Below are 23,521 nucleotides of genomic sequence, written 5' to 3' on the forward strand. Positions count from 1 at the left end.
CGCCCACCGAAGCGCAGCCCCGAGGCACGTGATCATGTCCCGTGCCCCGGGGCTGCATCGCGTCCGGGGGCGGGTCCGGTGCGGGTCCGGTGCGGGTTCGAGGCTTTGCCAAGGTTTGGGTTTCCCGAAAATGTGATATCTCTTTGATAGACACTTTTTCGGAGGAACGGGGACCCGCCATGTCGGACCAGAAACCACAGCTCGCCGTCGACGCACCGGACATGCCCGCGCCGCGGGTGCAGGAGCGACGGGCGGTGGGCATGCCCGGTCTGCCCTTTCTGCTGCTCGCGCTGGTGGTGGTGGCCGGTGGTGTGGCGCTGATCGCCGCGGGGGCGGTGCACGCCAAGGACCACCCCGGCGCCCTCGCGACCACGCTGATCGTCGCGGGCGCGGTGGTCGTCCTCTGCGCGTTCATCACCCTGTTCGGCCTCACCCAGGTCGCGCCGGGCTCGGCGCGGGTGTGCCAGCTCTTCGGGCGCTACCAGGGCACCATCCGGCAGGACGGCCTGCGCTGGGTGAACCCCTTCACCAGCCGCCGCAAGATCTCCACCCGGCTGCGCAACCACGAGACCTCGACGCTGAAGGTCAACGACGCGTACGGCAACCCGATCGAACTGGCCGCGGTCGTGGTCTGGCAGGTCAGGGACACCGCGCAGGCGACGTTCGAGGTCGACAACTACGTCCAGTTCGTGAGCATCCAGACCGACACCGCCGTCCGGCACATCGCGACCAACTACCCGTACGACGCCCACGACGGCCAGTCGATCTCGCTGCGCGGCAACTCCGAGGACATCACCGAGCGGCTGTCCGCCGAGATCGCCGCCCGCGTCGAGTCGGCCGGTGTGAAGATCATCGAATCCCGCTTCACACACCTCGCCTACGCGCCCGAGATCGCCTCCGCGATGCTTCAGCGGCAGCAGGCCGGGGCCATCGTGGCCGCCCGGCAGACGATCGTGGACGGCGCGGTCGGCATGGTCGAGTCGGCGCTGTCCCGGATCGCCGAGCAGGGGATCGTCGAACTGGACGAGGAGCGCAAGGCGTCCATGGTCAGCAATCTGCTGGTCGTGCTCTGCGGTGACCGCGCCGCGCAGCCGGTCCTGAACACGGGCACCCTCTACCAGTGACCTCCTCCGCGCCCGACGACGGGCCCGACGGGGCGGGCGGCGGGGAGACCGCCGCCCGCCCCGTACGCAAGCAGGTGCTGCTGCGGCTCGACCCCGCCGTTCACGACGCCCTCGCGTCCTGGGCGGCGGCGGAGCTGCGCAGCACCAACGCGCAGATCGAGTTCCTGCTGCGCCGCGCCCTCGCCGAGGCGGGCCGCCTGCCCAGCGCGACCCGCCCCCTCCCCCGCCGCGGCCGGCCCCCGAAGCCGTCGGCCGGTACGTAGGCCCCGCCCGCCACCGGCCCCCTCCCGACACCACCGCACGGCGGCGGAAGGCAGCGCTCCGGTGCGTATACATGGTGTGTATACCCGTGGTGTACAGTGCTCCGCATGTCAATTGGGCACACCCTGCTCGGACTCCTGGAGTCCGGCCCGCGCCACGGCTACGACCTCAAGCGCGCATTCGACGAACGGTTCGGACACGACCGCCCGCTGGCCTATGGGCAGGTCTACTCGACGATGGCCAGGCTGCTGAAGAACGGCCTGGTCGAGGTGGACGGCATAGAGCCGGGCGGCGGCCCCGAGCGCAAGCGGTACGCGATCACCGAAGCGGGGATCACGGACGTCGAGACGTGGCTGACGCAGCCGGAGAAGCCGGAGCCGTACCTCCAGACCACGCTGTACACGAAGGTCGTGCTGGCGCTGCTGACCGGCCGCCCGGCCGCCGACCTGCTCGACACCCAGCGCGCCGAGCACCTGCGGCTGATGCGCGACCTCACCCGGCGCAAGTCGGCGGGCGACCTGGCGGACCAGCTCATCTGCGACCACGCCCTGTTCCATCTGGAGGCGGATCTGCGGTGGCTGGAGCTGACCGCCGCCCGTCTCGACCAGCTCGCCGCGGAGGTGGCCAAATGAACGCGTCGACCGAGCCCCGACCCGAGCCGCTGCTGGTGGCCGCGGGACTGCGCAAGGCGTACGGCCCGACCCCGGCGCTGGACGGCGCCGACTTCAGCATCAGGCCCGGCGAGGTCGTCGCGGTCATGGGCCCCTCGGGGTCGGGCAAGTCGACCCTGCTGCACTGCCTGGCCGGCATCGTGAAGGCCGACTCCGGCCAGGTGCGCTACCGGGGACGCGACCTGTCGGCCATGTCGGACGGCGAGCGCAGCGCGCTGCGCCGCGCCGACTTCGGCTTCGTCTTCCAGTTCGGCCAGCTCGTACCCGAGCTGACCTGCCTGGAGAACGTGGCGATGCCGATGCGGCTCGGCGGCGCCAAGCGCAGGCCGGCCGAGCAGCAGGCGGCGCAGTGGCTGGAGCGCCTGGAGGTCGCCGACATCGCCGACAAGCGGCCCGGCGAGGTCTCCGGCGGCCAGGGCCAGCGCGTCGCGGTGGCGCGCGCGCTGGTCGGCGGCCCGCGGGTCGTCTTCGCCGACGAGCCGACCGGCGCGCTGGACTCGCTCAACGGCGAGCGGGTGATGCGGCTGCTGACCGACGCCGCGCACGACACCCGCGCCGCCGTCGTCCTGGTCACCCACGAAGCGCGGGTGGCCGCCTACTCCGACCGGGAGATCGTCGTGCGGGACGGGAAGTCGCGCGACATGGAGCGGGTGTCATGAACAGCCGCGAACCTCACGGCACCGGGGCACCGGACCAGCCGGCCGGCGTGCGGACCTGGGCGCGCGACCTCGCGCTCGGCGCGCGTTTCGCGGCGGGCGGCGGACGCGAGGGCTGGACCCGTACGGTGCTGACCGCCGTCGGCGTCGGGCTCGGCGTGGCGCTGCTGCTGCTCGCCGCCGCCGTACCGGCCATGCTGGACACGCGGGAGCAGAAGCGGGTGGCCCGCGACACCTCCTCCGCCACGTTCATCGCCAAGCCGTCCGACCGCTCGCTCCTGGTGGCCGACGTCAGGACCGTCTACCGGGACTCGCAGATCGGCGGCTCGCTGCTCCAGGCCGAGGGGGCCAAGGCGCCCTCGCCGCCCGGCGTCGCCCATCTGCCGGGCGCCGGGGAGATGGTGGTCTCCCCCGCGCTGCGCAAGCTGCTGAACTCCACGCCGCTGCTGCGCGAGCGCATCCCGTACAAGATCACCGGCACCGTCGGGGAAGCCGGGCTGATGGGCCCGAGCGAGCTGCTGTACTACGCGGGCAGCGATCAGCTCACCGCCCGTGACGAGAACTACGGGCACGGCAACGCCACGCGGGTCACCTCGTACGGCTACCACGCCCCGTCCGAGGCGATGAGCCCGGTGCTGACGCTGCTGCTGGTCGTCATGCTGGTGGTGCTGCTGCTGCCGGTCGCGGTCTTCGTCGGCGCGGCGGTACGGCTGGGCGGCGAGCGGCGGGACCGGCGGCTGGCGGCGATGCGGCTGGTCGGCGCGGACATCCGGATGACCCGCAGAATCGCCGCGGGGGAAGCCCTGTTGGGGTCGCTGTTCGGGCTGGTGCTGGGCGCGGTGTTCTTCTTCACCGGTCGGCAGCTGGCCTCGCACTTCACGATCCACGACATCAGCGCCTTCCCCGCCGACATGACGCCGAACGCGGCGCTCACCACGCTGATCGTGCTGGCGGTCCCGGTGGCGGCCGTCGCCGTGACCCTGGTCAGCCTGCGCGGCACGGCGATCGAACCGCTCGGCGTGGTCCGCCAGGGGCTCGGCCGGCGCCGCACCCTGTGGTGGCGGCTGCTGGTGCCGCTGGTCGGCATCGGCCTGCTGGTCCCGCTGTTCGGTTCGGTCAACGGCAGCGACGCGCATGTGAACGAGTACCAGACCGCGGCGGGCGCGGTGCTGCTGCTGTTCGGTGTCACCACGGTGCTGCCCTGGGTCGTGGAGGCCGTCGTCGGACGGCTGCGCGGCGGGCCGGTCGCCTGGCAACTGGCCACCCGCAGGCTCCAGTTGAACAGCAACGGATCGGCGCGGATGGTCAGCGGCGTCACGGTCGCGGTCGCCGGGGCCATCGCGCTCCAGATGCTCTTCGCGGGCGTCAACGACACCTTCGTGCACTCCACGGGCGCCGACACGTCCCGTATCCAGGCCACCGTCAGCGCGCCGACCGCCGACGCGCGGCAGGCGGTCGACTACACCGCGAAGGTCCGGGCGACGCCCGGCGTGGCGCGGGCGTACGGCTTCATCGACACGCGGGCCACGCAGCCGGACGCCAGCAAGCTCGGCCCCGACGCCGAGACCGCCTACATCCCGCTGCTGGTCGCCGACTGCGACACGCTGCGGCAGATGGCCGACATCGGCTCCTGCGGGGCGGGCAGCGTCTACATCGTGCCCAACAACGAGCAGTGGGGCGCGTCGTCCAACGCGGACCTGGCCAAGTACGCCAAGCCCGGCAAGCGCCTCGACCTCAACACCGGCGCCCTGCCGTACACCGGCGCTCCGCGGCTGTGGACGGTCCCGTCCGACGCCCGTTCGGTCACGGCGCGGACCGACCCGCGCGGTCAGACCAACTGGGGCGTCCTGCTGACCCCCGAGGCCGTCGACCAGTCGAAGCTGGCCGATCCCACGGCCGTCGTCATGGTCAACCTCGACGCGGGCAAGCGGGACGCGGTGGAGTACCTGCGCAACACCGGGGCCGCGCTCGGCCCGACGGTCACCGTCTCGGCCGTGAGCGACAGCACCACGCAGACGCAGTACGGCCAGTTGCGGCGCGGCCTGTTCGTGGGCGCGGCCATCACCATGGCGCTGATCGGCGCCAGCCTGCTGGTCACGATGCTGGAGCAGCTCCGCGACCGCAAGAAGCTGCTCGCCGTCCTGGTCGCCTTCGGCACCCGGCGCACCGCCCTGGCCTGGTCGGTGCTGTGGCAGACGGCCATTCCGATGGCGCTCGGCCTGGTCCTCGCCTGTGTCGGCGGGCTCGGGCTCGGTGCCGCGCTCCTGGCGATGGTCGGCCGTACGTTCCACGTCGACTGGGCGATCGTCGCCCAGATGTCGGCGATCGGCGCGTCCGTAGTCCTGGCCGTCACCCTCCTCAGCCTGCCGCCGCTGTGGCGGCTGATGCGGCCGGACGGTCTGCGGACCGAATAGGCCGAAGGGCGAAGGCCGAACGACGCGACCGCCCCCGCGTCCGGAGGGGGGACGCGGGGGCGGTCGGAGGCGGGGGGCGGTCGCGGGGGCGCTGTTAGGCGGACGCGCCCTCGTGAGTGTGGTCGTCCTCGTGGGAGGGGTCCCGGTCGTCCGGGCCGGGACCGTTCGGGCCGGGGCCCTCAGGACCGGAACCCTCGGGACCGGAATCCTCAGGGCCGGGGCCCTCAGGACCGGAGCCCCCGGGGCCGGGGCCGTCCGGTGTCGGGCCGCCCGAGGCCGGGGCCTCCGGGTCCGCCGGGGGCTGACGGGTGGTGACCGGGGCGATCTCGTAGGCCGTCGCGCCGTGCGGACCGGCTGCGGCTGCCGCCCGCTCCTTGGTGTGGGCCCTGAGGTAGCCGACCACCGTGTTGCCGACCGCGACCAGCGGCACGGCGACGACGGCGCCGCCGATGCCCGCGATCATCGAACCGGCGGCGACGGACAGGACGACGGCCAGCGGGTGGACGCGGACGGCGCGGCCGAGGATGAAGGGCTGGAGGATGTGCCCCTCGATCTGCTGGACGGCGAGCACGACGACCAGCACCATCAGCGCGGTGAACGGCCCCTGGGTGACCAGGGCCACGACGACCGCGATGAAGCCGGAGGCGACGGCGCCGACCAGCGGCACGAAGGACGACAGGAAGATGACCACGGCCAGCGGCACGGCCATCGGCACGCCGAGGAAGAAGATGCCGACGCCGATGAAGATGGCGTCGATGAGGGCGACTATCACCGTGCCGCGCACGTACAGGGTGAGGGTGCGCCAGGCGCGCGGACCGGCGCCGGCCAGCCCGTCCCTGGCCGCGTCGGGGAACAGCTTGAGGAACCAGTTCCAGATGTTCGGCCCGTCGTAGAGCAGGAACAGCGTGCTGAACATCGCCAGCAGTATGCCGGTGAGCAGTTCGACGATGACGGTGACGCCCTGGAGCCCGGCGTCGGTCAGCGCCTTGGTGTTGGAGCCGATCGCTTCCTGGAGGTTCTTGGCGACCTGGTTGATCTGGTCGTCGGTGACGTGGAAGGGGCTGTTGAGCAGCCACTTCTTCACCTCGTTGACGCCGTCCTGGAGGCTGGTCGACAGATTGCTGATGTTGTCCATCACCTGCCAGACCACGAACCAGCCGACCAGGCCCATGATGACGAAGCCGCCGACGAAGACCATGGCCGTCGCCACCCCGCGCGGCACACCGCGCCGCTTGAGGCGGGCGACGAACGGCTGGAGCAGCGCGGTGATCAGCAGGCCGGCGGTGAAGGCCAGCACCACGAGCTGTACGGCGCCGATCACCCGCATCAGCACCCAGACGGTGCCCGCGAGCACCAGCAGCCGCCAGCCGACCTCGGCGCCGACGCGCATGCTCCACGGCACGGCCGACACCGGATCGGGCTGCGGCGCGCGCGGCGCGGGCACGACGACGACGGGCGGGGGCGCGACGGCCCCGCCTCCCGCACCGGCGGCCTTCGCCGTACGCTTCCCGCCGCCCGGTTCGGAGGCCGCGTCGGGCGTGTCGGCCTCCCGGTCCGTACCGGCGGAGGGGTCGGTGGCGGGAGCGGCGTCCGAGGAGTCGCGGCGCGGGTCCTCGATCGCGGCGCCGACGCCGCGGCTCGCGTTCACCGCCGCCTGGCGTTCGTCGATCCGTCCGGCGATATTGGCCAGCCCGGAGGCCAGTACGGCGCTCCAGTGGCGCTTGTCCGGCATTGCTCTCCCCTGACCCCGTCGACCATCTGTGGAACTGCTGAGAATGACGATGTTATTCGCGAGGAGGGTTGCCTCCCACATCCTCCCCGCGCCTACCCCGTTCCGGGACACGCACAAGCCCCCGGCCCTGAGGGCTCGGGGGCTTGCGGAGAGATACCGCGCACTGCCGCCTGACGGCTGGGCGCCGTCGGCTCAGTAGTAGTTGTGACTCTGCCAGAACGACCAGGCGCCGCAAGGGCTGCCGTACCGGCTGTTCATGTAGTTGAGGCCCCACTTTATCTGCGTGGCCGGATTGGTCCGCCAGTCCGAGGCGACCGAGGCCATCTTCGAACCGGGGTTGGACTGAACCAGGCCGTACGCCCCGGAGGAGGGGTTGGTCGCCGTGTAGTTCCAGCCGCTCTCGCGGGAGACGATGTTGGAGAAGCACGCGAACTGGTCGCCGCCGACGATGGTCTGCGCCATCGCCTTGACCTGCGCCACCGTGTACGAGGCCGTGACGGGGAACGTGGCACGTGAGTCGCCACCGCCCCGGCTGGCGGCCTCTTCGAGCTTGCGCTGCTTCTCCTTGGCAGCCGCCTCGTCCGCCGCCTTCTTCTTGGCGGCGGCGTCCTTGGCCGCCTGGACGCGGGCGGTCTGCTCAGCGGACTGCCGGGCCGTGGCATCGGCGGCGTCCGACTGCGCCTGCACCTGCTCGGTCAGCGAAGCCTGCTGAATCTGCTGTCCAGCGGGAATGTCCGCAAGGAGGGTCGTCGTGCCGGCTGCTTCGACAGGCTCGGAAGAGCCCTGGTCGGCGCCCGACGCGACGCCTACGACGGCGCCCACAGTGGTGACCGCAGTGGCCGAAGCCACCGCGAGTCCCCGGACCGAGATCCGGCTCACACGGTTTCCTTCCAGCATCGCCCGATGGGTGACCTCACGGACGAAATCGTGCCCCTGGCACGGTCCCCTTCCTGCCGGTCCGCCAATACGGGCCGGTCGGTCACGGGGGCACTGGCCCGGTGCGAACTCCCGGAGGAGTCCCGCGTGGTGCTCGGGCGGCTCATGGCGGTCGATGTGGATTTGTGTGGAGCTGCTCTTCCCACACCCCTGAGGGTGTAGGAGTGCCATAAGCGGGGCCTGACAGCCTCACACCCTGCCGTACGCGGACGCCGCGCGGCAATTTCCGGTTGAGTGGCAAAGCTCACACGCTGCGGAGGAGGGTAAATCCGAGCGGCGGACCCCGTAAAACGCTAGGCTGCTGCGCCCTTCACGCCGGGCGCAGCAGCCTCAACTCACGCTATCACTCAGTAAATCCGGACACTTCAGGCCCCCCGCCATTCGGGGGCCGTGCCCCGGTCAGGCCCCGCCGTCCTCCAGCATCTCGGTGACGAGAGCGGCGATCGGCGACCGCTCGGAGCGGTTGAGGGTGATGTGGGCGAACAGCGGATGGCCCTTCAGCTTCTCCACCACCGCCACGACACCGTCGTAACGGCCCACCCGGAGGTTGTCGCGCTGCGCCACGTCGTGGGTGAGGACCACCCGCGATCCGGCGCCGATCCGCGACAGGACGGTCAGCAGGACGTTCCGCTCCAGCGACTGGGCCTCGTCGACGATCACGAAGGCGTCGTGCAGCGAACGGCCCCTGATGTGGGTCAGCGGCAGCACTTCCAGCATGCCGCGCGCCACGACCTCCTCGATGACCTCCTTGGACGTCACGGCCGACAGCGTGTCGAAGACGGCCTGAGCCCAGGGGCTCATCTTCTCCGCCTCGCTGCCGGGCAGGTAGCCCAGCTCCTGGCCGCCGACCGCGTACAGCGGCCGGAAGACCATCACCTTGCGGTGCTGACGGCGCTCCAGGACGGCTTCGAGGCCCGCGCACAGGGCCAGCGCGGACTTGCCGGTACCCGCGCGCCCGCCCATCGACACGATGCCGACGTCGGGGTCGAGCAGCAGATCGAGCGCGATCCGCTGTTCCGCGCTGCGGCCGTGGATGCCGAACGCCTCGCGGTCGCCGCGCACCAGCCGCACCCGGCCGTCCTCGGTGACCCGGCCCAGCGCCTTGCCGCGCTCGGACTGGAGCACCAGGCCGGTGTGCACCGGCAGCTCGGCCGCTTCGGGCAGCGCGATGGACTCCTCCGCGAAGAGGGTGTCCACCTCGTCCGCCCCGACCAGCAGTTCCTCCATTCCCGTCCAGCCCGAGGTGATCGCCAGCTCGGCCCGGTACTCCTCGGCCAGCAGGCCGACGGAGGACGCCTTCACCCGCAGCGGCAGATCCTTGGAGACGACGGTGACGTCGTACCCCTCGGCCTGCAGATTGCGGGCGACCGCCAGAATGCGCGAGTCGTTGTCACCGAGCCGGAATCCGGCGGGGAGCACCCCGGGATCCGAGTGGTTAAGCTCGACACGCAGCGTGCCACCGACGTCACCGATCGGAATCGGTGCGTCCAGACGGCCGTAGCGGATCCGGAACTCATCCAGCAGCCGCAACGCCTGGCGGGCGAAGTAGCCGAGTTCCGGGTGGTGGCGCTTGGCTTCCAACTCCGTCACCACGACGACCGGCAGCACAACCTCGTGCTCGTCGAAGCGGGCGATGGCATTGGGGTCTGCGAGCAGCACGCTGGTGTCGAGTACGTACGTGCGCCGGTCGTTGTCACGGCGATTCTTGCTGGTCACCACGTGTGGACGAACCCCCTCGGGAGAGGTCGAACTGCGGTACCGGCAACCATGGGCCGGATGCCGGTCTCCCAGTGATATGCCCTGGAAAACCGTCGCCCATGCGAATGCATATGACAGTCATCCGACGGTCATCGCCCGGTCACCGACCGCTCACCGGCCATTACGCGGGAGAAACCGGCCTCCGCACGCCGTCGTCGAGCCCTCGCGGCACCGGATTCAGGCCGCCCCCACGCCCCCCGTACGGCCCACACCGCGCCCCGCGCGGCAGGGGCTCCACGGGGTCTTCCGTACCGGCGCGCCGGTACGGAGTCGTCAGGTGCCGTAGCGCCGGTGCCTGGCCGCGTAGTCGCGCAGCGCCCGCAGGAAGTCCACCTTGCGGAAGGCGGGCCAGAAGACCTCGCAGAAGTAGTACTCCGAGTGGGCGCTCTGCCAGAGCATGAAGCCGGACAGCCGCTGCTCCCCCGAGGTGCGGATCACCAGATCCGGGTCGGGCTGGCCGCGCGTGTAGAGGTGCTCCGAGATGTGCTCGACGTCCAGGATCTCGGCCAGGTCCTCAATGGTGGTGCCGCGCCCCGCGTGCTCGTGCAGCAGCGACCGTACGGCGTCGGCGATCTCCTGCCGGCCGCCGTAGCCCACCGCCACGTTCACCAGCAGGCCGCCGAGCGCGTGCGTCTCCTGCTCGGCCTCCTTGAGCACCGACTGGGTGTGCGCGGGCAGCAGGTCCATGGTGCCCACGTGGTGCACGCGCCAGCGGCCGGTCGCGGCCAGTTCGCGCACCGCGTCCTCGATGATGCCCAGCAGCGGCACCAACTGGTCGGCGGGGCGGTCCAGATTGTCGGTGGACAGCAGCCACAGCGTGACCACCTCGACACCGGTCTCCTCGCACCAGCCGAGCATTTCGGAGATCTTGTCGGCCCCGGCCCTGTGCCCCTGCTCGGGACTGCCGCCGGACGCCTTGGCCCAGCGCCGGTTGCCGTCCAGGATCACGCCGATGTGCTTGGGGCCCTGCGCCACGTCCAGCCGGCGTTCCACCCTGCGGGAGTACAGCCCGTACACCAGGTCGCGCAGATTCATCGCACACCAGCCCCTCCTGGGCCTGTCGCCCGGCGGCCACACTACTGCGCACAAGGGCTCGCGGACGAACCGGGGAGGCGGGGCCGACACCCCCGCGTGATAAGCAGAGACCGTGAATATTCGTTCCCTTTACCGCGCCTCCGACGAGCGCTACGACTCGATGGAGTACCGCAGGACCGGCCGCAGCGGCCTCAAGCTCCCCGCCGTCTCCCTGGGTCTGTGGCACAACTTCGGCGACGACCGCACCCTGGACTCCCAGCGCGCCATCCTGCGCCGCGCGTTCGACCTCGGCGTCACGCACTTCGACCTCGCCAACAACTACGGCCCGCCGTACGGCGCCGCCGAGGCCAACTTCGGCACCCTCTTCGCCCAGGACTTCCGGCCCTACCGCGACGAACTGGTCATCTCCACCAAGGCGGGCTACGACATGTGGCCGGGACCGTACGGGGAATGGGGCTCGCGCAAGTACCTGCTGTCCTCCCTCGACCAGTCCCTGTCCCGCATGGGCCTCGACTACGTCGACATCTTCTACTCCCACCGCTTCGACCCCGACACGCCCCTCGAAGAGACGATGGGCGCGCTGGCGACCGCCGTCCAGCAGGGCAAGGCGCTCTACGTCGGCATCTCCTCGTACGGTCCCGACCGTACGCGCGAGGCCGCGCGCATCCTGCGCGAGCTGGGGGTGCCCGCGCTGATCCACCAGCCCTCGTACTCCATGATCAACCGGTGGATCGAGGACGAGGGTCTGCTGGACGTCCTGGAGGAGGAGGGCATGGGCTGCATCGGCTTCGTGCCGCTCGCCCAGGGGCTGCTGACCGACCGTTACCTCGGCGGCATCCCCGAGGGGTCGCGGGCCGCCCAGGGTAAGTCCCTCAACCCCGGCCTCGTCAACGACGAGACCATCGGCCGGCTGCGCGCCCTCAACGACATCGCCGCCGCGCGCGGCCAGTCGCTCGCCCAGCTCGCCCTGTCCTGGGTCCTGCGCGACCCCCGCGTCACCTCCGCCCTCATCGGCGCCTCCTCCGTCGCCCAGCTCGAGGCCAACGTCGCCGCCGTCGGCGCCGCCCCCCTCACCGCCGAGGAGCTCTCCTCCATCGACGCGCACGCGGTGGAGCCGGAGGGGGTCAACCTCTGGTCGGTCAGCAGCGAGGCCTAGCCTGCGGCTCGCTTCCGTTTAAAGGGGGTGCCCCCTTTCGCCCCTCACCGGGCGGAGGGGGGCACCCCCTTTCTTTCGGGGCTCGGGCCCCGGGCCCGCGGCTGCGCCGGGCGGTACGCCGCGTTTTTCAGGGGCGCGGGGAACTGCGCGGCCGGCCACGGCGATGGCTGCGGGTCACCACCGGGCCCGGAGGGGCAGTTCGGTGGTCTCCCGACCATTGGGCCGGTGGGGGCTGAGCGCGCAGTTCCCCGCGCCCCTGGGGGGGCATCGTCTTGCGGAGGGCGGGCGGACAGGGGGGCGGGGGTCTGAGGGGGGCTCAGGGGGTGAGCAGGAGGGCGGTGAGGGTGCCGAGGAGCATGAAGGGCCCGAACGGCAGTGGGGTCTTGCGGGTGGCGCGCCGAGTGGCGATAAGGGCGAGGCCGATGACGGCGCCGAGGGCGAAGCCGAGAAACGTGCCGGTGAAGACGGTGGGCCAGCCGTACCAGCCGAGGGCGAGGCCGAGGGTGGGGGCGAGTTTGACGTCGCCGAAGCCCATGCCGGCGGGGTTGACGAGGAAGAGGAGCAGGTAGACGAAGCCGACGGCGAGGGCGCCGAACAGGGCGCGCGGCCAGGAGCCCCGGTGATCGGGGAGCAGGGCGGCGAGACCGAGCAGCGCGGCGGTGCCGAAGAAGGCGGGGAAGGTGAGGACGTCCGGGAGCCGGAAGACCTTGAGGTCGACGCGGCCGAGGACGAGGCCGAGCGGCACCAGCAGGAGCCAGACGACGAGTTCGGGGTGGGCGCCCACCCTGGCGGCCAGTCCGGCGCAGGCGAGCGCGCACACGAGGGCGAGGACGACGGCGGGCCCGTAGGAGCCGTAGGAGCCGCGCTCGGCGCAGCGCGGGCAGCGCGCCGGTCCGAGCCAGCCGCGTATGCCCTCGGGCAGCGGGTGACCCTCGGGGCAGTGCGCCGCCCACGGCTCACCTGAGGGGACGGCCAACCGGTAGGCGGCGCGCGGCAGCGACAGGCCGCTGACGATTCCCCACACGGCGGCGGCCACGATCGGATAGACATGCACCGGGCCGACCGTACACGGCCGCCGCGGACCCGTAACGGGGCCCGTACCGCGTCACCTGCCGCCTGATCGAGCACCCCGGGGAGTGGCCATGCGCCGACGTTGGCGAGACGGTGACGGCACGCTGCGGACGCCCGACGCCGAGGTGCCGCTGCGGGTCGCCGCGTCGTACCGGGCGCGGACCCGCGGGCTGCTCGGCCTGGACGGGATCGAGGGCGCCCTGCTGCTGACCCCGGCCTCCAGCGTGCACACCGTACGGATGCGGTTTCCGATCGACGTCGCCTATCTGGACCGCCGGCTGCGCGTCCTGGCCGTGCGTACGATGCCGCCCGGCCGCGTCGGCCGCCCCCGGCTGCTGGCCCGGCACGTCCTGGAGGCGGAGGCGGGCGCGCTGGCGCGGTGGGGGGTGCGCAAGGGGGTGCGGCTGGAGGCGGACGTGGGAGGCGGGCCGGACAGGCCCTAGCGGTTCGGGTCGGTGGCGAATTCGATGCTGTTGATGATCCGGCGCAGCAGCATCGGGTCGGCCGCGCCGTCGGCCGTCCAGGCGCGGACGGTGACCGGGTGGCCCTCGTAGTCGTGCAGGCGGACCTCGACGCGCGCGGCGGGGCGGCCGTCGGGGGCGGCCTGGACATAGCTGAGGACCTGGCCGGGCTGGCCGTCGAAGTCCAGCGACTCCTTGCGGGCGGTGGCGAGGGCGGTGGCCGTCGCCTTGTCGGGGGGACCGCCTGCGCCCGGATTGGCGCTGACGGCGACCTCGGCGTCCGTACGGCCGTCAGGGCCGCGCAGCACCGCCCCGCCGCGCACGTCCTGCCAGGTCTTGGGGACCGCGACCGCCAGCGGGTCCGCCCGCAGATAGCGCCAGCCGTCCGGGGCTCCGGCGCCGACCGAGCAGGCGGAGAGGGTGGCCAGGACCAGGCAGGTCAGGGCGGCGCCGGTGAGCGAATACCGGCGGCTTTTCGCCGTTTTGTTCCGCATGCGGGCAATCTACGATGCGGCGGCCCGCATCTCCTTGATAGGCATGCGGAATGCCCGCGACCTCTTCCGCCCGTTCCACCCACGAGATCGGCCGCCTCCGCGACCTGCCCACCGACGACTCGCTGTGCCGCTGGGCGGCGCAGGACCTGAGCGCGGGCCGGGCCTTCGTCCGCGGCGCGGCGGTCGCGGTGGCGGCGCCGAACCTGTCGCTGCTCGACCGGCTCGCGGTCACCGGCCCCGCGGACGACGCCGTCCCGCTCGTACGCGAGGTGCTGCGCGAGGTCGGCCCGAGCTATCGGCCGCTCGGCGACCGGGAGTTGATCGACACGGTCGTGCGCGCGGTGCCCTCGCTGCGGCCGGTGGCCGGTTTCGGCTGGATGGACCGTACGGGGCCGCCGGTCGGGCCGGTCCCCTCGGGAGACGGTTCCGCCCGGTGGCTTCCGGACAGCGCCGCCCCGGAGGTGGGCGCCCTGCTGGACACCGCCTTCCCCGCCTCGTACGCCTACCCCGGCCGCCCCGGCGCGCGGGACCGGTGGGCCGGGGCCCGCGTGGACGGGCGCCTGGCCGCGGTCGCCGCGCTCACCTGGTGCGCGCCGACGGTCGGGTACGTGGCGGGGGTCGCGACCGCCGCGGCGGCGCGCGGCCGGGGGCTGGCCCGCGAGGTCTGCGCGCTCGTCGTCGCGGAGGCGCTGGCCGTTCACGGCACCGCCGCCCTGATCGTCGACGACTCCAACGCCCCGGCGCTGCGGCTCTACCGCGGCCTGGGGCTGGCCTACCGGCCGCTGCGGGCGGCGGGGGTGGAGAAGACGGGCTGAGGGTGGCGTTCGCGGGGGCCCTGCGGGGGCGGCCTATGGGGGGCACGCGGGTGCGGGGCGGCGCCGGGCGCGGGACAGGCACGAAAGCGCGTGCGGTGCCAGGTGCGGCGCGGGTGCGGTGCGGGCGCGGGCGCGGGAAAAGAAAAACGGGCCGGTTCGCAGGGGGGGGGAGAGCGAACCGGCCCGAGGGGGGGAGTTACACCGTACCGCGTCAGAGCGACCGCTCAGCTCGTTACGCGGCAGGTGGCGTGAAAGTGATCTCGACGCGGCGATTCTGACTGCGTCCGGTTTCGGACGAATTGTCGGCAATCGGGTAGTCCTCGCCGTACCCACGGACCTGAAACGTGTGGGACGGGTCACCGGCGCTGCCCATTTCCGTTGCCAGGACTTGGTAAACGGCGTCGGCGCGTTGCTTCGAGAGCACCATGCCGTGCTCGGAGCTGCCGAGATTGTCCGTGAACCCGAACACCCGGATGGGTGACGTCACATGGCGTGCGGTGATGTCGTCCGCGATGGCCTGGATCCGCGAGGTCGCCGTGGGCGACAGCACGGCGCTGTCCTTCTTGAACAGCACCTCCGACTGGAGCGCGTAGGTGACCGTCGAGTTCGACGTCTCCTGCCGCTGCTCCGGCTGGCTCGCCTTCGTCGACGACTCGTCCGTCACGGACACGATGTCCAGCACCTTCGCCGGCGCCAGCGTCGAGCCCTCCGGCAGCCTGAGTCCTGGCGACGTCGGGTCGATCCGCACGGGGGCCGTCGGCGTGCTGTCACCGGCCGTGGGCGGCGGATTCGTGTCGGCCACGGCCGCGGTCCCCCCGGCCACCGTCCCGGCGGCCAGCACGAGCACGATCACCACGCCCGACAGGGGGGCCCGCTGCCCTCCGGCGCGGGATGCCGCCCCGGGCGGCGACGCGTTGCGCTTCATCGTCCTCACCCCTCCGAGAGCGTGATCTTCGCGGGCGGCATCGTCGGCAGCTCGAACGACACTTGGGTGGTGGCTTCCGGCGGGGCGGGGAACTGGGCGAAGAACGGGCGGGATTCCTTGGGCTGGATGCTGACGAGACCCATCGTGCACAGGCAGCGGCCGTCGGTGTCCCGCAGCACGTAGTAGCGCTTCTTGCCCGCCTCGTCGACAAGGACGGCGCCGGCCACGGAAGCGCCGGAGTGGGACAGCGCGGTCTCCGACCCCACCCACAGGTTGGCGGTGAACCCGGAAGTGCCGTTGTTGGTGACGACACCCTCCACGGTCACGAATCCACCGGAGTCCCGGGTCGCCGAGTTGATGGTCACCACCATGTCCTTCTCGCCCTTGATCTGGGCCAGAACCTCGGTGGGAGTCGCGGAAGGCGTGTCATCGCCGCCTCCGCTGCTGCCGCTTGTCTTCGGCGCGCCGGCAGACGTGGACGGCTTGTCACCGCCCTTGTCGCCACCGCCGCCTCCGCCACCGCATCCGGCCAGCGTGATGGCGGCACCGGCGGCGAACGCCACCGCAATCGTCGCCCTGCGCCCGTATCGCATCGTTCCCCGTTCCCTCATCGCTCGGCCGCCGTCACTTGCTCAAGTGGACGGTGTAGAAGGTTGACAGGTCCAGCACGAAGCCGCCCGCCGTCGGATCGACCGTCACATGGTCGCCGTTGCAGATGAATCCGATCGCGTTGCCGTCCTTGTCGCCAAGTCCGCAGCGCGGTTCGACCACCGCGGTGGCGGTGGCCTTGGCGTGCTTGGTCTCGGTGCCGTCGATCACGGAGGTGCCGACCGTGCCCAACGTCGTGACCGAGACGGTGTATCCCTGGAGCCCCGATGCCCGGCCGCAGCCGTCCGGGGCGTCCACGGCGGCGTTGTTCTCTCCGGCGTAGGCCGAAGCGGCGGCACACGCCTCCGCGTCGTGCTGACCCAAATTCTGCAGAAGCAGACCGAGTTGGACCAGGTCACCGGACCGCAGTGCGCTCAGGAAGGCGTCGTGAGCCGCGTCGCGATCCGCACGGGCGGCGGCGAGAGCCGCCGAATCCGCCGCTGTCTGTGCGGAGTTGCGGACGACAGCGGCCTGACCCACCGCGAAGAACGCGAAGCCGAGGAAGAACAGCGCGGCCATGGCGACGATGTAGATCCCCAGCGTCTGACCACGGTCGTCACCGAGGACGCCTACTTGCCGTTGCCGCTGACGATCTTGTCGATCATGCCGGTGATCCCGTTCTTGACGGCGTTTCCGATGTCCGTCGTCCCCGCCAGCACTCCGATGATCACCGCGATCACCACCGCGATCCCGAGATACTCGAACGACGTCTGACCCCTGTCGGCCGACCCGTCCGCCGACCGGTCGGCGATCCGGGCCGCGAGTCTGTCCGTGCGGTCGCGCAGCCAGATCTCGGTGTCCGTGTAGCGCCGGACTACCCACCTGTTCATCATCGTTCGCCCCATTCTTCGTCACCTGACGGATGCGTGCGACGGCCGCGTTCCACCTGTCGGGGTAGGTGTCCACGGCGCACCGCCTCTCGCTGGTCGTGTTGCCGTCCGCAGCGGATCGGTTCTGATTGCAGGTGCAAATATGGTTGCGAATGCAAAGGTACACCCGAACCTCGGACATCCGCAGCCCGTTCTGCGCCAATTGGCGCTTACAGCATGCCGGTTGATCACGCTGTGTGGCCAGCGGATCACGGTAATCGCCAGGTCATCAACCGCTCATCTCCGGTCATCGGCCGCCATCTCCGCTCATCGTCACCGGTCACGCCCCCGCCGCGTCCGGCGGCCACGACCGTCATCCGCCCGGTCGTCCGCGCCGGCGCCCACTCCGACACCCGCGCCGGCACCCGCGCCGGCACCCGACCCGGCGTACGAACCGTCACCCGCCCCGTCATCCGCCGCTGCCGAAGGTGTCGGCGAACTGGATGTGGGAGCCCATGATCGTGCCGGTGATCAGCAGGATCATGGTCGCCGGGACGAGGATGGTGGTGATGACGCCGGTGGCGCGCGGGACCATGCGGGCGGCGCGGCGGCGGGCGTTCTGGGCCTCGGTGCGGCGCATGTCGTTGGCGATCTGGAGGAGGGTGCGGGCGATCGGGGCGCCCAGTTCCTCGCCCTGCTGGAGGGCGGTGACGAACTGGCCGACCTGGTCGCTGCGGTTGCGCCTGCGGAGCTGGTCGAAGGCGTCGCGGCGGCTGACGCCGACGTCCATCTGACGCAGGGCGACCCGGATCTCGTCCGACCAGGGGCCCTGGTACACGGCGTTGACACGCTCCAGGGCCTGGCGGAAGCCGAGGCCAGCGCTGACGACGACGGCGAGGACGTCGAGGAAGTCGGGGAGGGTGCGTTCGATGTCGTCGCGGCGGCGGCGGACGGCCAGCCAGATGCCGAGGTCGGCCCACCACCAGGCGTACGCGGCGAGCAACAGGGCCAGGATCCAGTGCCCTTGGACGAGCAGCAGCAGGGCCGCGAAGCCGCCGAGGCCGCCGTAGACGGCGCGGCGGGCGGCGTAGCGCTCCACGGTGAGGCCGTGCGGGTGGCCCGCGTGGTCGATCCGGGCGCGCATTTTCGCGATCCGGGCCGGGCCCATCATCCGCATCACCATCGGCGCCCAGCGGATGCCGATCCGGTCGATGGCGTTGCCGGTACGGGTCGTCCGGGTCCTGCCGACTTCCAGCGCGAGGGCCAGGTCGTCGGGGAGCTTCACGTCGGCGCGCAGGAGTGCGACGGCGTGGACGACGCCGACGACGCCCGCGGCGACGACCGCCGCCAGGACGAGGCCGATCAGGAGCATCGGGAATTCCCTCCGGTCACCGGCCGGTTGCCGCGTGAGGTGTGCACGGTCGCGGTCATACGTCGATCCTCGACATCCGGCGGATCAGCGCGAAGCCGACCACGTACAGGCCCAGCGCGACCAGGACGCAGATCCGGCCGACGGTGGAGCCGGTCATGGCGCTGAGCGAGCCCGGCATGATCTGGTTGAGGAGCAGCAGGGAGCCGATGCCGATGACCGGGACCGCGTAGGCGGTGACGGTGACCTGGGACATCTGGGTGCGGATCTCGCGCCGGGTCTCCTTGCGCTCCTCCAGGGTGACCGTGAGGTTGCGCAGCGACTCGACGACGGAGCCGCCCGCGCGGCTGGAGAGCACCAGCGTGGAGACCAGCACGACCAACTCGCGGCTGGGCAGCCGCTGTTGCAGCTCGGCCAGCGCGTCCTCGATGGAGTGGCCCACCGCCATCGCGTCCGCGACCTGCTTCAGCTCCTCGCCCGCGGGCGCGTCCAGCTCCTCCGCCGCCATGGAGACGGCGGTGCGCAGGGCGAGCCCGGCCTGGGTGGCGTTGGCCAGGACGCGTGCGAGCTCGGGGAGTTGGGCGATGAAGCGCTCGGTACGGACGCGGCGGCGCCACTCCAGGAAGCTGTACGCGGACCAGCCCGCGATGAGTGCGGCGATCGGCCCGAAGAAGGGGGCGAGGACCGCCGCGGCGAGCACCCACGCGACGAGGACGACGCCGATCGCGGCCGCGGTGAACTGACCTGGCGTCAAGTTGGTCCCGGTGGCGGCCAGTCGGCCCGCGAGGCGCTGGCCCCAGGCGTAGCGGCGTACGCGGCGGTCGAGTCCGGCGAAGGCCGATTCGCGGGTGCCGCCGCCGAAGTCGCCGGCGAGCCGGTCGACGAGCGCGGCCCGGTCGGCCCTGCCGCCGCGCCAGGCGTGGCCGCCCCACACGGCCAGTGCGAGGGCGAGCACGCTGACGCCGAGGACGAGCAGCGGGTACGGTCCCGAGGCGAATCCGGGGCTCGCTGCCAGGTGTGGGAGACCGCTGCCGGGCGGGGCCGCGACCGCCGTCAACTCTTGCGGAACGGCGCTCACTTCGCCTCCCTGCTGTCGAGTTCGAGTTCGCTCGCGCCGATGCCGAAGGCGGCGGGTACGTGTTCGCCGGACAGGTAGAGCCGCTCGGCGATCTCGCGCGGGACGGGCCGGTGTTCGTACCAGCCGCGGACGATGCGGTCGACGCCGAGCGGTTCCGCGCGGAAGCGGGTGGCGGAGGTGAGCCGGAAGACGTCACGGCCGCGGGAGGACAGGACGGCGATCTCGCCGATCCTGCGGGTGCCGTCGATGTGGCGGTTGAGCTGGACGAGGACGTCCACGGCGCTGTTGATCTGGTCGCGCAGCGCCTCGAAGGGGATCTTGACCTCGCTCATCGACGCGAGCGTCTGGAGCCTGAGCACCGCGTCCTCGGCGGAGTTGGCGTGCACGGTGGCCAGTGAGCCGTCGTGTCCTGTGGACATCGCCTGGAGCATGTCGAGGGTCTCGCCGCCGCGGACCTCACCGACGATGATCCGGTCGGGGCGCATCCGCAGGGAGTTGCGTACGAGGTCGCGAATCGTGATCCGGCCCTCGCCCTCGACGTTGGGCGGGCGCGACTCCAGCCGGATCACATGCTCCTGCTGGAGCTGGAGTTCGGCCGCGTCCTCGACCGTGATGATCCGCTCGCCGTCGGGGATCAGCCCGGACAGCGCGTTGAGCAGCGTGGTCTTGCCCGAGCCCGTACCGCCGCTGACGATGATGTTGCACTTCGCGCGCACGAACGACGAGAGCAGCAACAGCATGTGCTCGTCCAGCGTCCCGAGGCCGATCAGCTCCTGGAGCGTGTACGCGCGCGGGAAGCGGCGGATGGTGAGCGTGGGTCCGGTCAGCGACAGCGGCGGGATGATGACGTTGACGCGCTCGCCCGACGGCAGCCGGGCGTCGACCATCGGATTCGACTCGTCCACACGGCGGTTGACGGTGGAGACGATCCGCTCGATGGTCTGGAGGAGCTGTTCCGCCGACGAGAAGCGGGCGGCGACCGCCTCGACCCGGCCGCCGCGCTCGACGTAGATCTTGTCGGGGCCGTTGACCATGATCTCGGTGACGGTGGGGTCTTCGAGCAGCGGTTCCAGGATGCCGAGGCCGAGCGCCTCGTCCACCACGCGGCGGATCAGCGCGGCGCGTTCCGCCGTGGACAGCACCGGGCCCTCGCGGCTGATGATGTGGCCGAGCACCCGTTCCAGCCGGGCCCTGCGCTCGCCCGGCGCGAGCGCCGACATCTCCGCGAGGTCGATCTCCTGGAGCAGTTTCGCGCGGTAGACGGCCACCATGTGGCCTTCCTGCGTCTGCGGGGTCGCCTCTTCGACGGCGAGGCGGGCACGGAGGCTCATCGTGTCGTGTCCTCCTTCGGCATGGTGGCGGAGCGCTTCACGGGGTCGAAGAAGCTGACGCCCGGCAGGACGGACGGGACCTTCACCGTGGCCTGCGCGGTCACGGTCGTCGCGTCGGACGTCGTGAACCGGATCGTCGCGGTCAGCCAGTCGCTCACCGCCGCCTGGCCGGCCTGCTGGCCGGCCGCCTCTCCCCCGTTCGGGCCCGCCTGCGCGGCGGTCCTGGCCGCCGTACGGGCCGCTGTGCCGGCCTGTTCGCCGCAGTACGCGACGAGGCCGAGTTGGATGCCCGCGAGGGCGATCAGGAGCAGGAACGGGAGCATTCCGAGGTATTCGAGCGATGCCACTCCCCGGTCCCGGGCGGACCCGCGGTGCCTCTCGGGGGCGCCGCCCCCGAACCCGCGCCGGGAGGGCCCCGAAGGGGCGCGGGGAACCGTGCGCTCGGCGGAGGTACGGGCTGCGGGAGCCCGGCGGCGGGAGCGCTTCATCGCTTGGCCGTTTCGTCCAGCGTCTTCGCGTGGCCCGAGATGGGGACGAAGTCGCCGATGCCGGGGATGAGGAGGGGCATTTTGAGGGTGACGGTCGCCGAGACGGTGCCGTCCGCGCGGCTGACCGAGGTGTCGCCTGGCCCCCACGCGCTGGGAAGGTCGCTGCTCGCGGCGGCGGAGGCGTCGGAACCCACCGCCGCGGCCCGGGCCGCCTGATCGGCGGCGTTGCCCGCGAGCGTGAAGGTGTAACCGGCCAGCACCGCCTGCCAGATGAGCAGCAGGGTGATGAGGATGATCGGCGTCATGCCGAGGGTTTCGAGGGTGACCTGGCCCCGGTCGCCGCGTTCGGACCGCTCGCGGCGCTGCTTCTTCCCGCGTGCGGCGGGCAGCGTCGCGCCGCTGACCAGCCCCAACTCCCCTGCCAGTGCCCAGATTCCGGCCTTGACGGTGGAGCGGGCGTCGAGGTCCTGGAGGCGGCCGGCGTCGATGACGGCCTGGAGTTCGCGGAATCCGGCGGGGATGACGGAGGTCGCCATGCGGGTGCCGGTGATGCGGCCGATCAGCGACGGCTGGATCTCGGTGCCGCGGGTGTGGCGGTTGACGACGGCGGTGGTGTCCTGGGGCTTGCGGATCTGGAGCCGGTCCCACATGCGGACCATGCGCTTGGCTGCGCGCACGGCGATGACGTCGGGCGTGAGCACGAGGACGGCGGCGTCGGCGACCTCGACGGCGACGGCGTTGGCGCTGGTCATCTGGGTGCCGCAGTCCACGACGACGACTTCGTAGCGCTGCCGGAGCGCGGCGAGGACGAGGCGGGCCGAGCGGTCGGTGACGTCCTCGCCGCGTTCGCCGTCGGCGGGGGCGAGCAGCAGGGCGGGGCCGGACTCGTGGACGTACATGGCGTCGTGCAGGACCCGGGAGGAGACGTCCGCGATGTCGGCGAGGTCGGCGATGGAGCGGCGGAACTGGACGTCGAGGTAGGAGGCGATGTCACCGCCCTGGAGGTCGAGGTCGACCAGGGCGGTGGAGCGGCCCGACGCGTGGGCGGCGAGGGCGAGTTGGACGGCGGTGACGGTGGTACCGACGCCGCCCTTGGCCCCGGCGACGGCGATGAGGGTGCCGCCGGCGACGGCGGGCAGGGCGCGCTGCGGGCCGAGGTGTCTGCGGACGCCGGCCGACCAGGTGGCGGCGGCTTCGACGCGGGCGCCCAACTCGTCGTAGGAGAGCGGGAATCCGACGACGCCTCGGGCGCCGGAGTCCATGGCGGCGGCGAGCACGGCGGGGCTGGGGTCGGCGGTGAGCAGGACGACGCCGATGGCGGGGAAGCGCAGGGCGACGTCGCGGATGAGGTCGAGTGCGGGCATCGGTCCGATGCCCTCCTGCACGATGACGACCTCGGGCAGTTCGTCGATCCCGGCCTCGGCGGCGCGCGTGAGGGTTTCGAGCAGCGCCGTGGAGTCGCCGAGCGCGGGTGCCGGTTCCGCGCCGGGCAGTTGGCCGAGCAGGCCGAGCAGGGCGCGCGCGGCGTCGGGGTCGGCGGTTCCGGCGAGGATGCGTACGGTCACGGCTTGCCTCCGGTGCCGCCGTCGCCGCTCAGGGTGTACGTGCGGTCGGTCTGCGAGGGTGCGGAGCTGTCACCTGGGGCGACGAGGGCGAGGCGTACGTGTTCCGCGAACGACTCGGCGTAGGCGACGCGTTGGGCGTCCCCGGCGTTGAGCGCGAAGGTGATCGGCACGCCTTCGGTGGACAGCCGCTGGGCGTTCTCGCTCTTGTCGAAGGCCTTGATCTCGCCGACGTCGATGACCTGCGCGCCGGACACGATGATCTTCGAGACGTCGGGGTCGGTGTCCTTGCGGCCCTGGAAGGTGGCGAAGATGTTGACCCGGGCGCCGGGGGTGATCTTGCCCGCCACGCCGGTCTCGGCGTCGATCATGATGGCGATCTCCATCTGTCCGGCCTGGAGTTCGGGCCGGGCGGCGACCATGTCGGACTGGAGCAGCGAGCCCTTGCGCAGCGGCACGGCGGCGATCTTTCCCTGGAGCTGGCCGAGATCGCGTACGGCGGTGTCCGGCAGCCAGCGCTTCGGTATCCGGATCCGGTGCACCTGGGACGCGGTCAGCGCCTGGTACGCCGGTACGTCGGCGCTGAGTTCGTACGCGGTGACCTTCGGTCCGACCTGTGACCGCGCGTCGCTGACGACGGCGAGCACTCCCGCGAAGGCGGCCACCGCGCAGATCACGGAGATCACGAGGAGGACGACACCACGACGCTGACGTGAGTTCATGTGCG

Annotated in this window: 24 protein-coding genes; 8 read left to right on the plus strand and 16 right to left on the minus strand. The window is 71.8% G+C overall.

What is annotated here, in order from left to right:
* Positions 1 to 179 precede the first annotated feature (179 nt).
* The 5 genes from ACZ4EF_RS24665 (at position 180) to ACZ4EF_RS24685 (ending at position 5,126) form a co-directional block, all read left to right on the plus strand.
* Positions 180 to 1,124, plus strand: a complete 945-nt coding sequence (locus ACZ4EF_RS24665; protein ID WP_467506408.1) for an SPFH domain-containing protein — start codon at positions 180 to 182, stop codon at positions 1,122 to 1,124.
* On the plus strand, positions 1,121 to 1,387 hold the full coding sequence (locus ACZ4EF_RS24670) for a type II toxin-antitoxin system antitoxin (RefSeq protein WP_355347922.1): 267 nt from the start codon (positions 1,121 to 1,123) through the stop codon (positions 1,385 to 1,387). The genes ACZ4EF_RS24665 and ACZ4EF_RS24670 overlap by 4 nt, the downstream gene beginning before the upstream one ends.
* 105 nt (positions 1,388 to 1,492) lie before the next feature.
* Positions 1,493 to 2,017 carry a PadR family transcriptional regulator gene (locus tag ACZ4EF_RS24675; protein ID WP_355347919.1) on the plus strand — a complete coding sequence of 175 codons (525 nt, stop codon included), beginning with the start codon at positions 1,493 to 1,495 and terminating at the stop codon, positions 2,015 to 2,017.
* Positions 2,014 to 2,715, plus strand: coding sequence for an ABC transporter ATP-binding protein (locus ACZ4EF_RS24680; protein ID WP_391049189.1), 702 nt, complete (start codon positions 2,014 to 2,016; stop codon positions 2,713 to 2,715). Before ACZ4EF_RS24675 ends, ACZ4EF_RS24680 begins: the two co-directional genes overlap by 4 nt.
* Positions 2,712 to 5,126, plus strand: a complete 2,415-nt coding sequence (locus ACZ4EF_RS24685) for an FtsX-like permease family protein (RefSeq protein WP_467506409.1) — start codon at positions 2,712 to 2,714, stop codon at positions 5,124 to 5,126. Before ACZ4EF_RS24680 ends, ACZ4EF_RS24685 begins: the two co-directional genes overlap by 4 nt.
* Positions 5,127 to 5,220: 94 nt before the next feature.
* On the opposite strand, the gene ACZ4EF_RS24690 is transcribed toward ACZ4EF_RS24685, so the two are convergent.
* From ACZ4EF_RS24690 to ACZ4EF_RS24705, 4 genes are all read right to left on the minus strand, one after another.
* Positions 5,221 to 6,858: an AI-2E family transporter gene (locus tag ACZ4EF_RS24690; RefSeq protein WP_355347910.1), complete on the minus strand. Its 1,638-nt coding sequence runs from the start codon at positions 6,856 to 6,858 to the stop codon at positions 5,221 to 5,223.
* A gap of 192 nt (positions 6,859 to 7,050) precedes the next feature.
* On the minus strand, positions 7,051 to 7,737 hold the full coding sequence (locus ACZ4EF_RS24695) for an aggregation-promoting factor C-terminal-like domain-containing protein (protein WP_467349430.1): 687 nt from the start codon (positions 7,735 to 7,737) through the stop codon (positions 7,051 to 7,053).
* A gap of 456 nt (positions 7,738 to 8,193) precedes the next feature.
* Positions 8,194 to 9,513: a PhoH family protein gene (locus tag ACZ4EF_RS24700; RefSeq protein WP_355347904.1), complete on the minus strand. Its 1,320-nt coding sequence runs from the start codon at positions 9,511 to 9,513 to the stop codon at positions 8,194 to 8,196.
* 312 nt (positions 9,514 to 9,825) lie between these two features.
* The gene (locus ACZ4EF_RS24705) at positions 9,826 to 10,587 is read right to left on the minus strand and encodes an isoprenyl transferase (RefSeq protein ID WP_355347900.1); all 762 of its coding nucleotides are present in this window, start codon (positions 10,585 to 10,587) and stop codon (positions 9,826 to 9,828) included.
* 112 nt (positions 10,588 to 10,699) lie between these two features.
* On the opposite strand from ACZ4EF_RS24705, the gene mgrA reads away from it, so the two are divergent.
* The gene (mgrA, locus tag ACZ4EF_RS24710; RefSeq protein WP_355347898.1) at positions 10,700 to 11,743 is read left to right on the plus strand and encodes an L-glyceraldehyde 3-phosphate reductase; all 1,044 of its coding nucleotides are present in this window, start codon (positions 10,700 to 10,702) and stop codon (positions 11,741 to 11,743) included.
* A 316-nt stretch (positions 11,744 to 12,059) separates the two neighbouring features.
* Here the strand turns inward: mgrA and ACZ4EF_RS24715 are convergent, their stop codons facing one another.
* Positions 12,060 to 12,797, minus strand: coding sequence for a prepilin peptidase (locus ACZ4EF_RS24715; RefSeq protein WP_402711097.1), 738 nt, complete (start codon positions 12,795 to 12,797; stop codon positions 12,060 to 12,062).
* Positions 12,798 to 12,885: 88 nt separating this feature from the next.
* Between ACZ4EF_RS24715 and ACZ4EF_RS24720 the strand changes: the two genes are divergently transcribed.
* Complete coding sequence (locus ACZ4EF_RS24720; protein WP_401312928.1) at positions 12,886 to 13,257, plus strand: DUF192 domain-containing protein; 372 nt, start codon at positions 12,886 to 12,888, stop codon at positions 13,255 to 13,257.
* Here the strand turns inward: ACZ4EF_RS24720 and ACZ4EF_RS24725 are convergent.
* Positions 13,254 to 13,769 carry a hypothetical protein gene (locus ACZ4EF_RS24725; RefSeq protein WP_391049173.1) on the minus strand — a complete coding sequence of 172 codons (516 nt, stop codon included), beginning with the start codon at positions 13,767 to 13,769 and terminating at the stop codon, positions 13,254 to 13,256. The two genes, ACZ4EF_RS24720 and ACZ4EF_RS24725, sit on opposite strands and share 4 nt — an antisense overlap.
* 50 nt (positions 13,770 to 13,819) lie before the next feature.
* On the opposite strand from ACZ4EF_RS24725, the gene ACZ4EF_RS24730 reads away from it, so the two are divergent.
* Positions 13,820 to 14,584, plus strand: coding sequence for a GNAT family N-acetyltransferase (locus tag ACZ4EF_RS24730; protein WP_391161702.1), 765 nt, complete (start codon positions 13,820 to 13,822; stop codon positions 14,582 to 14,584).
* Positions 14,585 to 14,816: 232 nt separating this feature from the next.
* Here ACZ4EF_RS24730 and ACZ4EF_RS24735 read toward each other — a convergent pair whose 3' ends face one another.
* The 10 genes from ACZ4EF_RS24735 to cpaB form a co-directional block, all read right to left on the minus strand.
* A complete protein-coding gene (locus ACZ4EF_RS24735) occupies positions 14,817 to 15,509 on the minus strand; it encodes an OmpA family protein (protein ID WP_467506410.1) in 693 nt (230 codons plus the stop codon).
* 5 nt (positions 15,510 to 15,514) lie between these two features.
* Positions 15,515 to 16,102: a hypothetical protein gene (locus tag ACZ4EF_RS24740; protein WP_467506411.1), complete on the minus strand. Its 588-nt coding sequence runs from the start codon at positions 16,100 to 16,102 to the stop codon at positions 15,515 to 15,517.
* A gap of 31 nt (positions 16,103 to 16,133) precedes the next feature.
* A complete protein-coding gene (locus tag ACZ4EF_RS24745; protein ID WP_467349501.1) occupies positions 16,134 to 16,697 on the minus strand; it encodes a pilus assembly protein TadG-related protein in 564 nt (187 codons plus the stop codon).
* A gap of 29 nt (positions 16,698 to 16,726) precedes the next feature.
* A complete protein-coding gene (locus ACZ4EF_RS24750; RefSeq protein WP_467349420.1) occupies positions 16,727 to 16,987 on the minus strand; it encodes a hypothetical protein in 261 nt (86 codons plus the stop codon).
* A 448-nt stretch (positions 16,988 to 17,435) separates the two neighbouring features.
* The gene (locus ACZ4EF_RS24755; RefSeq protein ID WP_467506412.1) at positions 17,436 to 18,338 is read right to left on the minus strand and encodes a DUF5936 domain-containing protein; all 903 of its coding nucleotides are present in this window, start codon (positions 18,336 to 18,338) and stop codon (positions 17,436 to 17,438) included.
* Between the two features lie 55 nt (positions 18,339 to 18,393).
* On the minus strand, positions 18,394 to 19,350 hold the full coding sequence (locus ACZ4EF_RS24760) for a type II secretion system F family protein (RefSeq protein WP_467506441.1): 957 nt from the start codon (positions 19,348 to 19,350) through the stop codon (positions 18,394 to 18,396).
* A 59-nt stretch (positions 19,351 to 19,409) separates the two neighbouring features.
* Positions 19,410 to 20,744 carry a CpaF family protein gene (locus ACZ4EF_RS24765; protein WP_401312911.1) on the minus strand — a complete coding sequence of 445 codons (1,335 nt, stop codon included), beginning with the start codon at positions 20,742 to 20,744 and terminating at the stop codon, positions 19,410 to 19,412.
* Positions 20,741 to 21,091 (minus strand): TadE/TadG family type IV pilus assembly protein, encoded by a 351-nt coding sequence (locus tag ACZ4EF_RS24770; RefSeq protein ID WP_391049161.1) that lies wholly within the window; start codon positions 21,089 to 21,091, stop codon positions 20,741 to 20,743. The genes ACZ4EF_RS24765 and ACZ4EF_RS24770 overlap by 4 nt, the downstream gene beginning before the upstream one ends.
* Positions 21,092 to 21,228: 137 nt before the next feature.
* Positions 21,229 to 22,797 carry a CpaE/TadZ family protein gene (locus ACZ4EF_RS24775; protein ID WP_355347866.1) on the minus strand — a complete coding sequence of 523 codons (1,569 nt, stop codon included), beginning with the start codon at positions 22,795 to 22,797 and terminating at the stop codon, positions 21,229 to 21,231.
* Positions 22,794 to 23,516, minus strand: coding sequence for a Flp pilus assembly protein CpaB (gene cpaB / locus ACZ4EF_RS24780; RefSeq protein ID WP_355347863.1), 723 nt, complete (start codon positions 23,514 to 23,516; stop codon positions 22,794 to 22,796). The genes ACZ4EF_RS24775 and cpaB overlap by 4 nt, the downstream gene beginning before the upstream one ends.
* Positions 23,517 to 23,521: the final 5 nt, after the last annotated feature.

The sequence above is a fragment of the Streptomyces sp. NPDC025721 genome (assembly GCF_055558595.1).